The organism is Atopobium sp. BS2 (genome assembly GCF_000565075.1).
Lineage (GTDB): Bacteria > Actinomycetota > Coriobacteriia > Coriobacteriales > Atopobiaceae > Lancefieldella.
In genome coordinates this window covers 86,402-96,648 of record NZ_JDFG01000048.1, presented here as the reverse complement: position 1 = coordinate 96,648, position 10,247 = coordinate 86,402, and the positions used below count along the sequence as shown (strand labels likewise).

The following is a 10,247-nucleotide window of genomic DNA, read 5'->3' as shown; positions in this document are numbered from 1 at the left end:
GGTATTCGGTATTCGGTATTCGGTATTCGGTATTCGGTAAATGGTAGCCGAATCCAAATCTACGGAACACACCTAAGTCGGATATTCTGCTCAAATGTGGGCATATTACACACCTAATGACGATAATCTGCACGTTTGAAGTATTTTCAGCGTCATGTATACGTCTTTTTAACAGATTATCCGACTTAGGTGTGTTTTGAACTGCTTCCTATTTCTCGTGTCCAAGAAATGGGAGGCAGTTCAGTTTGACGTGGGGGCTTTTTTCTGTCTTACGGCAGCTTAACCGCAAGTTAACCGTGGGTTAACCCCAGGTTGACCGCTGGTTGGCCGCTGGTTGGCCGCAGCCCAATCGCAGCCCGATACCGTTCAAGAAAATTATCTCAAAAAGTGGACAAAAGTCCTTATTTTTATTTTAGGGAGCAGGTACAATTACTCAAACTTAAGCCAAAACTGTCCTGTAATGAGGACTTACGAAGCAAGAACAGCGAGGTCTCGTGTGAACGTTTTAACCTACCTTGACAGTCTTGACTCCGACGTTCGCAAGAAGATCATCAAATGGGCTTCTCGCGTTCCCGCTAATCGTCTTTCTCATTGTAGGCAGATTCGTCTTAATTCCGGACAGACCCTTGTCCACATGCTGGACCGCGTTGATAACGTGTACATTTTGTGTCGCGGCACTGTGCGCACTACGTCGCATAATTCCGCAGGTAGCACGTATGTTATTGACGAGTATCGTGCGCCCGTTGCTTTTGGCGAGATGGAAGTTATTAGCGAGAGCCCGTTTTACCTGGGATCGCTCACCGCAACTTCCGGCTGCGAGTTTATTTCGGTTCCACGCGAGGACTACCTGCAGTGGATTCGTTCGGACCCTGAGGCACTTCTCACCCGCTCGCGCTGGATTATCAAGAACCTGACGCGTCAGTCCGGTTACGAGCGCAGTCTGCTGACCTGGAGCGGCACCAAGCGCCTGATGTACATGCTCAGCGAGCTGACGCGCGATCAGATTCACCGCGGTGTTGTTGAGTGGCCGTTTACCGTACGTCTGACCAGGCAAGAGCTGGCGGACAAGATTGGTACCAGCACAAAGACTGTTGCCCGCGGTATCGACGAGCTTAAGGAGAGGGGCATGGTTTCTGTTCAGCACGGCAAGATTGTCATTACCGAGAGGCAGTTCCAGCGCCTCGATGACGCAATGAAACACGAGGGAGAAACCCACCTTCTGGACTAACCTCTGTACCTGGAACAATGCTTGGGCAAGACCGTTCTTCTCGCCCCAAGCGCTGCGCACCCCACCTGGCATGACGCGTTTTTCGCGCCACGCCGCACTTGGAACGACCGACGTACCCGTCGTAATCACAACCCTGTTTTTGCAGGATAAACGTAAGGAGCACTAATGAGCGAGTTCATGGACATCATCACTTCCGACAACCTCTCGTACAAGCAGAAGGTTCTGCACCTGGCTCAGGCTGCCGAGAACTCCGAGCATCCTATCAAGACGACCGCTGAGTTTGATCGTCTTTTTGCAGCTCACGCGCTTGACGACATGTGTGAGGGCAACGCTCCTTACCGCCCTCGCTACATCTGCCCTGACTACCAGGTGTTTGCTCAGAACGGCTCCGAGTTTTTGCGCTTTGACAAGCCAGAGACCCTTGATGACCTGCTCTGGGGTCTTGCTGCTCTCTACGACAACGTTCCTTCCGTTACCAGCCGCCCTGTCTACGTTGGCCAGCTGGACAAGATTATCGACCCATTCCTGGAGGGTATGACCGACGCAGAGATTAAGCCTCGTCTGCGCCGCTTCCTGAACCACATTGACCGCACCGTTGCTAGTGGTTACTGCCACGCAAACATTGGTCCAGAGGACACTCGCGCAGGTAGACTGCTGCTTGAGGTTGACCGCGAGCTCATGAACGCCGTTCCAAACTTCACCCTCAAGTACGACCCAGAGGTCACTTCCGACGAGTTCATGCGTCTGGCAGTCAAGACCACCATGGTCTGCTCCAACCCAGCTTTTGCTAACCACCGCATCCACAAAGAGACTTACCCTGGCGAGTACACCGTTGTAAGCTGCTACAACGTCCTTCCTATGGGCGGTGGCGCTTACACTTTGAGCCGCGTACTTCTCCCTGGCCTTGCAAAGCTCGCAACCAACGTTGACGACTTCATGAACAACCTGCTGCCAACCGCAACCGGCGAGGTCCTGAACTTCATGAACGAGCGCGTCCGCTTTATGGTTGAGGATTCCAACTTCTTTGAGACCAGCTTCCTGGCTAAGGAAGGCCTCATTTCTCGCGAGCGCTTCTGCGGCATGTTTGGCGTTGCCGGCATGAGCGAGTGCGTCGCTGAGCTGCTGCATCTTGACAGCAGCCGCACTTACGGCAAGGATGACGAGGCCAACGAACTAGCTGATCAGATCATGGTCAAGATTGCCGACCAGGTCAACAGCTTTGACGCCGTCTACTCCGAGGTCTTTGGCGGTCGCTTCACCCTGCACGCACAGGCTGGCTTCTCCGACCAGCAGGGCGTTACCCCAGGTGTCCGCATCAAGGTTGGCGACGAGCCTGCAAATCTCTACGACCACATTCGCCACAGTGCTCGCATGCACCGCTTCTTCAACAGTGGCGTCTCCGACATCTTCCCAGCTGAGCCAACTGCTGAGCGCAACCCTGACGCTGTCGTTGACGTGGTCAAGGCCGCATTCTCCATCGACGACAAGTACCTCTCGTTCTACAGCTCCGAGGGTGACCTGGTCCGCATTACCGGCTTCCTGGCTAAGCGCTCTGAGATGAAGAAATTCCAGTCCGGCGATGTTGTTCTTCAGGACACCGCTCATGATGGCCTGGGCAACTTCACCGCCAACCACCTTGGCGAGCGCAAGGTTCGCATGAGCGACTAGCGAGAAGAGCTGCGCAATCGTGACCTGCACTGCAACAGAAACAACTTTAGGAGCAGCACATCCAACTGGGTGTGTTGCTCCTGTCAACAAGATCATTCCCTTCTCGCTGGTAGATGGTCCAGGAAGCCGAACCGCCGTCTTCCTACAGGGCTGCAACATTCGCTGCGCCTACTGCCATAACCCCGAGACCCAGGTAGAGTGCATCTCCTGCCAGGCGTGCGTCAAACCATGCCCAGCTCACGCCCTGTCTGTGGCTGACGGAAAAGTTGTGTGGGATAACTCCATCTGCATCAACTGCGACAACTGCATCAAGGTGTGCCAGCACAAGTCCACGCCAAAGATTGAACTGCTCAGCGCCCGAGAGGTGGCTGACCGCTGCATTTCCAACATGCCGTTCATCCGCGGAATCACCACTTCGGGCGGCGAATGCATGCTCCGTCCTGACTTCCTCTACGAGCTCTTCACCTACTGCAACGCAGCCGGCCTGAGCTGCCTCATCGACTCAAATGGCACCATCGACTTCACCGAATACCGCGACCTGCTGGCCCTCTCGAGCGGCGTCATGCTTGACGTTAAAGCCTGGGACGATCAGTGGTTTGAGTATCTGACCGGCGAGAATGGCGTCACGGTCCGCAAAAATCTTGCGTTTTTGGCCGAGCAAAACAAGCTTGAAGAGGTTCGCGTTATCGTGACCGAAGGCTGGAACGACGCCGAAGCCGCAGTTGACGGCATTGCCACAACCCTTGGCGAGAAGGTCGGTCAGACGCGTATTCGTCTCATGAAGTTCAGGCGTTTTGGCGTGCGTGGACCTATGGAGAACTCCCCTTCTCCAAGCGACGAACGCATGCAAGCAATTGAGTTGCAAGCCCGTGAGCTGGGCTTTGGTGAGGTTGTCGTCAGCTAGCTGCCACGGCGGGTGTGCGGTGCTAGCCGCAGCAGACGCGGCGTGAACCGCGATACCAGCAGCGCACGGCATCCGGGTGGTGCCAGCCGCAGCTCGCACGGGTTTCTCGCCGCGATTGTTGCTGCAGCTTACACGGGTTTCTCGCCAGCTTTTGTGCCCTTTTCACTGCAACAAAGAACGACCTCGCAGCACATGCTACGAGGTCGTCTTCATTTACCTATCAGTGCGATGGGGCCCGCAAAGCTCCAGCTCAGCGAGCTACTCGGTGACGATAGCGATTCCGCTGGAGCAGCCCAGGCGATCTGCGCCAGCCGCAACCATTGCCTCAGCGTCAGACTTATTGTGGATGCCGCCAGCAGCCTTGACCTTGCAGGTGTCGCCGACAGTCTGCTTCATCAGAGCGACGTCATGAACAGTTGCGCCGCCGGTGCTAAAGCCGGTGCTTGTCTTGACGAACGCAGCCCCAGCAGCCATGCAATCCTTGCAAGCACGAACGATCTGCTCGTCATCAAGCAGGCAGCACTCCAGGATTACCTTAACGGGCACGGTGCCAGCGGCCTCAACGACAGCCTTGATATCAGCGATAACGTAGTCGTCGTCACCCGCGACCAGGTGGCCACCGTTGATGACCATATCAATCTCGGTTGTGCCGTCGGCGACGCTCTGCTTGGCCTCGGCAACCTTAGCTGCAGTTGAAGCGGCGCCCAGAGGGAAACCGATGCAGGAAGTGATACCAACTCCAGAGCCCTCGAGCTCGGCATGAGCCAGAGAAACCCAGCAAGAATTGATGGCGACAGTTGCAAACTTGTACTGCTTTGCGTCGGCGCAAAGTTTCTTGATGTCTTCAGCGGTTGCGTTCTGCTTCAAATTTGTATGGTCGATAAGGCCGTTAACTTCCACGATTTTCTCCTTCTGGCTGTGCGATTATGAGCGGTTTATGCTTCTCTATTGTACGGCAAGCGGCGCAGAAAAGACGTGGCAGCTGGTTTTGCTATCTGACTTTGAACAACCGTGCCCATAGTGCCCGTTGTCGCTCTTCAAGATCTGACATAGTCGTATCACGTGCAGTTATTCCGGTAGACTCGCGAATCTGGCGGACCAAGCCCTGAACGCTTTCAAAGCTTTTAAGCATCTCGCCAGATACCGAAAAATGCGGACATTGGACGCCTGTTACCAGCTCGTTTTCCCTATCCAGGTCTCGCATGATTTTTTGGCTGCCAGAATGTGTAGTTGCTGGATCGTAGTCTAGCAGTACCATAGCCCGCTTCTGCCTTTTGTCCTTGAGCTGAATGGTTAGGTCAGGAATTCGAGTGATTTTCTCGCCATATCTGTTTTCCAGCTCAATTGGCCTATTGAGCTCAACGGTTCCTAGATTAAAGCCACCGAGGTTATACGGGAGGCACAATAGCAGGGCAAGCGAGGTCTCTCGGGGCGACCGAGCTTTCTCTACGATGTGCTGAAGCGCTCGTTTAGCTGGAATGATGCCGCGCTTTCTTCCTTGTGTGGCAAGAAACTTTGCAATTGCAGCGCGATTTGTCAGAGGGCCATTTTGGCGTTGCGAAACTCCACCGTGACCATTTTGGTTCAAAAAATAATTAGAGCATAGTGCGCTGCCTGCAAGAATTGTGCCGATAAAATCAAGCTTTGAAGCAACTTGCAAGTAAGTGAATTCTGGAGATGTCACAAATCCTTTTAAGTCAACACCTATTGGCAGGAGTGACGAAGGTAACATCATTGATTGGCATACATGAAGTGTGACGTGCTCTTTTGCAAATGCGGAATTTACATCACGAATCAGCAAATCAATCTTACTGTTAGGCTCCTTTTGAAGACGCACGCCTTGTATCTCTGGCAGATGCCCATAGTAGGCAGCAAGATCTCGTTCAGTAGCTACTCCTGGAGCTGATTCAGGAACAAGCGGCACTTTGACCATAGCATTTGCTGATGACGATGAATCAAATGGCCTAGAGGAACTCATCAATAAATTAAACGCTGAAAAGTACGAAAGACAGTAATCCATAGCACTCCTTCGCGAAAAAGTATGAATTCCATACCCGGAAATGGCGCAAGTAATCTGACCGATTTGAAATCACACAGGAAATCTGTGCAAGATTCGTCGTACTATCGCCCTCGCGGAGACTCAGCATGCAAATACACTGACCTGGTTTCAAAATTATGCATATTTCTACTATTAAATTCATTTTTATGAATACATAATTTTTGGCCTTAAAATTATGTGCCGAAAAAGGTAAAAAACACGTTTAGTTGGGGATGAAAACTTAAAATTGGCCGATTTATCCCCAACTAAGACGATTTTTTACCGCGCCAAAAACTTTTATCTGGGGAAACACTATATGCAGAAAAATGAAAACCCCAACTAAACGCATTTTTTACCACTTGGAGTTAATTTGAGGTGTTTTTAGGATCCGAGAAACTTTTTACGTGCCCGCGCACGCCTGCGCACGTTACCAGCACGTCGCAACGCCTACGCTCGCGCCGGGCACACAAAAAAGCCTGGTAGCGGAACGCTACCAGGCTTTTAGCGAAGCTAAGTGTCTAAGCTAGATCTTAGAACTCAACAGGAAGGTCGAAGTAGACGCACTTAAGCAGCTGCTCCATCTCCTCCTGGGTAGGCTTGCGTGGGTTGGAGAGAGTGCAAGCGTCCTCGATAGCAAGGCGAGCAACCTCTGGAGCCTTCTCGAAGAACTCCTTCTCGTCGATGATGGAGGTCTCGGACTTGGTTCCACCCTCGCCGTAGTTCTTGATGCCCTGTGGGATGTTAAGAGCGTCGTTGATGTCGCGAATCTTCTGAACAAGTGCCTCTACCAGCTCGTCCTCAGTGTTGCCCTCGAGGTGCAGGATCTCCTTAGCAATGAATGCATAGCGAGTCTTTGCGCGCTCGTCGCGAGCGTTGAACTGGATGACTTTGCCCAGGTACATAGCGTTTGCGCAACCGTGGATGATGTGTCCACCGGAGAATGCAGCACCAGTCTTGTGAGCCATGGAGTGAACGATGCCCAGAAGGCCAGAGGAGAATGCGATACCAGCAAGGCACTGTGCGTCATGCATGTGCTGACGTCCCTCTTTGTCGCCTGCGTAGGACTTTGGCAGCCACTCGACAATCTCGCGGATTGCGTGCAGAGCGTCGCCGTCGGTGTACATAGAAGCAACAGTAGAAACGTATGCCTCGATAGCGTGGGTCAGTGCGTCCATACCAGTGTGAGCAACAAGCTTAACAGGCATGCCGTAAGTGAGCTCAGGGTCAACAATTGCGACGTCAGGGGTAATCTGGAAGTCAGCCAGTGGGTACTTAACACCCTTCTGGTAATCGGTAATGATAGAGAATGCGGTTACCTCAGTTGCGGTACCGGAAGTAGAAGAAATTGCGCAGAAGTGAGCCTTGGTGCGGAGCTCAGGAAGACCAAAGACCTTGCACATGTCCTCAAAAGTGGTCTCTGGGTACTCGTACTTAATCCACATAGCCTTAGCTGCATCGATTGGGGAGCCGCCGCCGATAGCAATGATCCAGTCTGGCTGGAACTCGCTCATCTTAGCAGCACCGCTCATAACAGTCTCGACGGAAGGATCGGACTCGACACCCTCAATGTGAGCAACCTCAAAACCTGCGGACTTGAGGTCATTCTCGATGTCATCAAGGAAGCCGCCACGACGCATGGAGCTGCCGCCGGAAACGATAACTGCCCTCTTACCCTTGAGGTTCTTAACCTCGTGACGAGCGCCCTCGCCAAAATACAGATCGCGTGGATTTGTAAAACGTCCCATAAAACCTCTCCTTAACTATGTGCCGCTTCCCTAAGCGGCTAGCGAAGCCATTCTTCGCAATTACTTCTTCTCAACATTTCTATTCTAGCTCATTTTGGACACCTGACCAAAATGAAAGTGTCATTTTATGCAATATCGTTGAAAATTTATACACTCCTTTGACAGGAACCTGACGCCCATCTGGCGAGAAACCCGTCCACTCCAAACGTTTCCGTCTGCCGTTCGCAATCTTCTTACGACGCTCGCGGAGTTGCGCCGCACACCTCAATAACCTGCGATATCATTACGTAAGAGAGAAAGGAATCCTGTGGCGTTTGACCCGGTAAAAGAGGACTACCAGCGGCTTATCCTCCGCTTTGCTCGCACGCAAGTCAGCGACGAGGACAGCATTGCTACGCTGATGAAGGACTTCAACTGGCGATTCTCCAACGACCGCAATTCCCTCCCTCAAACCGACGAAGACCGCGCGTTCAATCTAGTTGCGCAAGCGGCCGAGATTGTTGATTACCGCCTACCGTTTGTCGAAGAATCTCAGGCGCAGGCCCTTATCGAACAGGGAAAACGCCTCCTTAACCAGGCAATTCAGCTTGACCCCAATTGTTTTGATGCCCAGCGCATGCTCCACGCCTCAAATAGCAGGCTTTTTGATGCCTACTACCAGTTTCTTGTGGAGAAACTTACCCAGGTAGAAGCCGCGTGCAACCAGAAGGCGCAAGAGTCCTCGCAAGGGCTTCCCGCCGAGCAGGCAGAACTTGCCCAGCGCCTGGCCATCAACCCCTATAAGCGCTGGTTAGCCACGCTTTCTTCTCGCGCGCTTATCTGCGGCCGCAACAAAGACGCCATCGCATATGGCGAGAAACTCCTGGAGCTTGACGCTGCCGACGCAGCCGATGCTCGTTTTACGCTTGCTCTCGCATACGCAAAGCTTGAGGACGAAGACGCCCTCGACAACCTCATGGATCAGTACCGCAAGCTTGATCCGCCTCGCGGGGCAGATGACCCGTGGATTTTGCTGGCTCGCCTGGCCATACACTTCAAGAAGCGTGAGTTGGTTGAGGCGGAGCACTACCTTGACCTGCTGATTGAGCGCTATCCGGAGGCAACACTTTGTTGTTTCGTACAGAAGGATTTGCCTGAGGGAGAATTCTCTCGTCTCAACGTACTTCCCTATTCTGAGGACGAGCTCATCATTGCCATTGCAGAGGCAACTGTATTGCTGCAAGAAGGAAATGACCTGATAGGACGCGGTGTTCTTGGTCGTTGGCTTGCAGATCAAGTTAGGGCGAGAGACCCAAAGACCGTTGAGCTGGCAGAAAAAGAACTTCAAATGCAGGCAAATGCCTTGTTCGCTTCAGCCGATTCGTTCCCTGGTGGATTCGACTTTCCCGACGGCCCGGTCGGCCCCGGCTTCCCTGGAGGTCCCGCTGACCCGCGACCAAGCGGACCGCATATCGACGGGCCAAATAATCCACACTCGGGTGGTGATGCAGAGTGATTAAACATTCCGCTAACGATATGGTCAGTGAGCAGGTAGACCGCCTGGTCTCAAAGTGTGCACGAGAAAAGAATATCGTATCTGAAGCTGCTCTCTACGAGTTGAAGCTTGCAGTGGAAGCTTCCCCTGAAGACTTCATTGCTGACGAAGAAGAAAAAGCTTTTGCTCAATACGTCAATGTCATTGGCAAGTATCAGGCTGGAATTACTAAAGAAATTGATTCCGACGCCGACTTCTTTGCAAGTCGGATGGATCTGCTTAACTTCTTGCATAATCAGATGACAAATATTACTGAAAACCAAGCTCTTAACAGCACAAGTATTAACCTAGAAGCACAGAGAATCCTGGCGCAAATCTCCAATAATCATCCTGCAGCAATCCTCAACGACCTGCTTGACCTGCAAAAAGAATTTGACCCAATCTTTAGGCCAAAGTTGGAACAAGCAAAGCAAAATCACGGTGATGCCTGGAGCTGCGCTGAAGTCCGCCCGCTTTTGCGCCTCTACGCACAGATTGCCCAGGTAGCAACTGATTGTGCCTGCTTCAAGCTCTCCAAAAAAGCCTGCGAAGACCTCTTGTTTTTCTCGCCATCAGATTTGCTAGGTGCGCGTTTTACCTTGGCATATGTTCTTGCTCGCCTGGAAGACGAGGAGGGGCTCCATAAGCTGGACGAGAGCTGTGGATATCAGTCAAATGCTTGGATGCGCCTGGCGTTTACGCTGCTGTTCTTCAAGTTGAATCGCATGCCCGCGGCAAAGCGTGCACTAAAAGGTTTTGTTAACCTCGGCGAGGGAGCGGCTTATGCGCTGCTCAGGCCGTCTTTTGTTGATCTCTACATTCCATGCAGGATCAACTTCACGCCTGACACGTTTACCGAGAATGTTATCGCAGTTCACGAGGCCGAGGCGATTATCGCTGACGTGCCGGAATTTATTTCGTGGGCAGAGTCGGTACCTGGCGTGATTCAAAGCGCACGCGACTACGCGTTTAAGGCCGGACTGGACTGGTGGGAAAACGAAGAATAGATGAAAGCCCAAAATCGCGTCGTTTAGCCCTAGAAATCTGCAACATCTTTGCTATACTTTTTCTTCGCGTCCCCATCGTCTAACGGTTAGGACATCGCCCTTTCAAGGCGGCAATACGGGTTCGATTCCCGTTGGGGGCACCAT

Annotated in this window: 8 protein-coding genes and 1 tRNA gene; 6 read left to right on the top strand and 3 right to left on the bottom strand. The window is 52.4% G+C overall.

The window, feature by feature from the left end:
- Positions 1–496: 496 nt before the first annotated feature.
- From HMPREF1492_RS07100 to HMPREF1492_RS07090, 3 genes are all read left to right on the top strand, one after another.
- Complete coding sequence (locus HMPREF1492_RS07100) at positions 497–1,228, top strand: Crp/Fnr family transcriptional regulator (protein ID WP_035433088.1); 732 nt, start codon at positions 497–499, stop codon at positions 1,226–1,228.
- A 165-nt stretch (positions 1,229–1,393) separates the two neighbouring features.
- Entirely contained in the window at positions 1,394–2,896 is a 1,503-nt protein-coding gene (locus tag HMPREF1492_RS07095; protein WP_035437450.1) for a YjjI family glycine radical enzyme, read from the top strand.
- A 19-nt stretch (positions 2,897–2,915) separates the two neighbouring features.
- Complete coding sequence (locus HMPREF1492_RS07090; RefSeq protein WP_051479452.1) at positions 2,916–3,800, top strand: YjjW family glycine radical enzyme activase; 885 nt, start codon at positions 2,916–2,918, stop codon at positions 3,798–3,800.
- A 258-nt stretch (positions 3,801–4,058) separates the two neighbouring features.
- Here HMPREF1492_RS07090 and deoC read toward each other — a convergent pair whose 3' ends face one another.
- From deoC to HMPREF1492_RS07075, 3 genes are all read right to left on the bottom strand, one after another.
- Positions 4,059–4,700 carry a deoxyribose-phosphate aldolase gene (gene deoC, locus HMPREF1492_RS07085; RefSeq protein WP_035437447.1) on the bottom strand — a complete coding sequence of 214 codons (642 nt, stop codon included), beginning with the start codon at positions 4,698–4,700 and terminating at the stop codon, positions 4,059–4,061.
- Between the two features lie 91 nt (positions 4,701–4,791).
- Complete coding sequence (locus tag HMPREF1492_RS07080; protein ID WP_035437445.1) at positions 4,792–5,820, bottom strand: hypothetical protein; 1,029 nt, start codon at positions 5,818–5,820, stop codon at positions 4,792–4,794.
- Between the two features lie 548 nt (positions 5,821–6,368).
- On the bottom strand, positions 6,369–7,583 hold the full coding sequence (locus tag HMPREF1492_RS07075) for an iron-containing alcohol dehydrogenase (RefSeq protein ID WP_035433072.1): 1,215 nt from the start codon (positions 7,581–7,583) through the stop codon (positions 6,369–6,371).
- Between the two features lie 307 nt (positions 7,584–7,890).
- Here HMPREF1492_RS07075 and HMPREF1492_RS07070 point away from each other — a divergent pair, with 307 nt between their 5' ends.
- The 3 genes from HMPREF1492_RS07070 to HMPREF1492_RS07060 all read left to right on the top strand — a co-directional run bounded on the left by HMPREF1492_RS07070 (position 7,891) and on the right by HMPREF1492_RS07060 (position 10,246).
- A complete protein-coding gene (locus HMPREF1492_RS07070; RefSeq protein WP_051479451.1) occupies positions 7,891–9,078 on the top strand; it encodes a tetratricopeptide repeat protein in 1,188 nt (395 codons plus the stop codon).
- Positions 9,075–10,103: a hypothetical protein gene (locus HMPREF1492_RS07350; protein WP_051479450.1), complete on the top strand. Its 1,029-nt coding sequence runs from the start codon at positions 9,075–9,077 to the stop codon at positions 10,101–10,103. The genes HMPREF1492_RS07070 and HMPREF1492_RS07350 overlap by 4 nt, the downstream gene beginning before the upstream one ends.
- 68 nt (positions 10,104–10,171) lie before the next feature.
- A tRNA-Glu gene (locus HMPREF1492_RS07060) sits at positions 10,172–10,246 on the top strand.
- Position 10,247 lies beyond the last annotated feature (1 nt).

Excerpts from the sequence above, each read along its gene's own strand:
- HMPREF1492_RS07080 (WP_035437445.1), bottom strand. The coding sequence starts at position 5,820 with ATGGATTACTGTCTTTCGTACTTTTCAGCGTTTAATTTATTGATGAGT.
- HMPREF1492_RS07075 (WP_035433072.1), bottom strand. The coding sequence starts at position 7,583 with ATGGGACGTTTTACAAATCCACGCGATCTGTATTTTGGCGAGGGCGCT.
- HMPREF1492_RS07095 (WP_035437450.1), top strand. The coding sequence starts at position 1,394 with ATGAGCGAGTTCATGGACATCATCACTTCCGACAACCTCTCGTACAAG.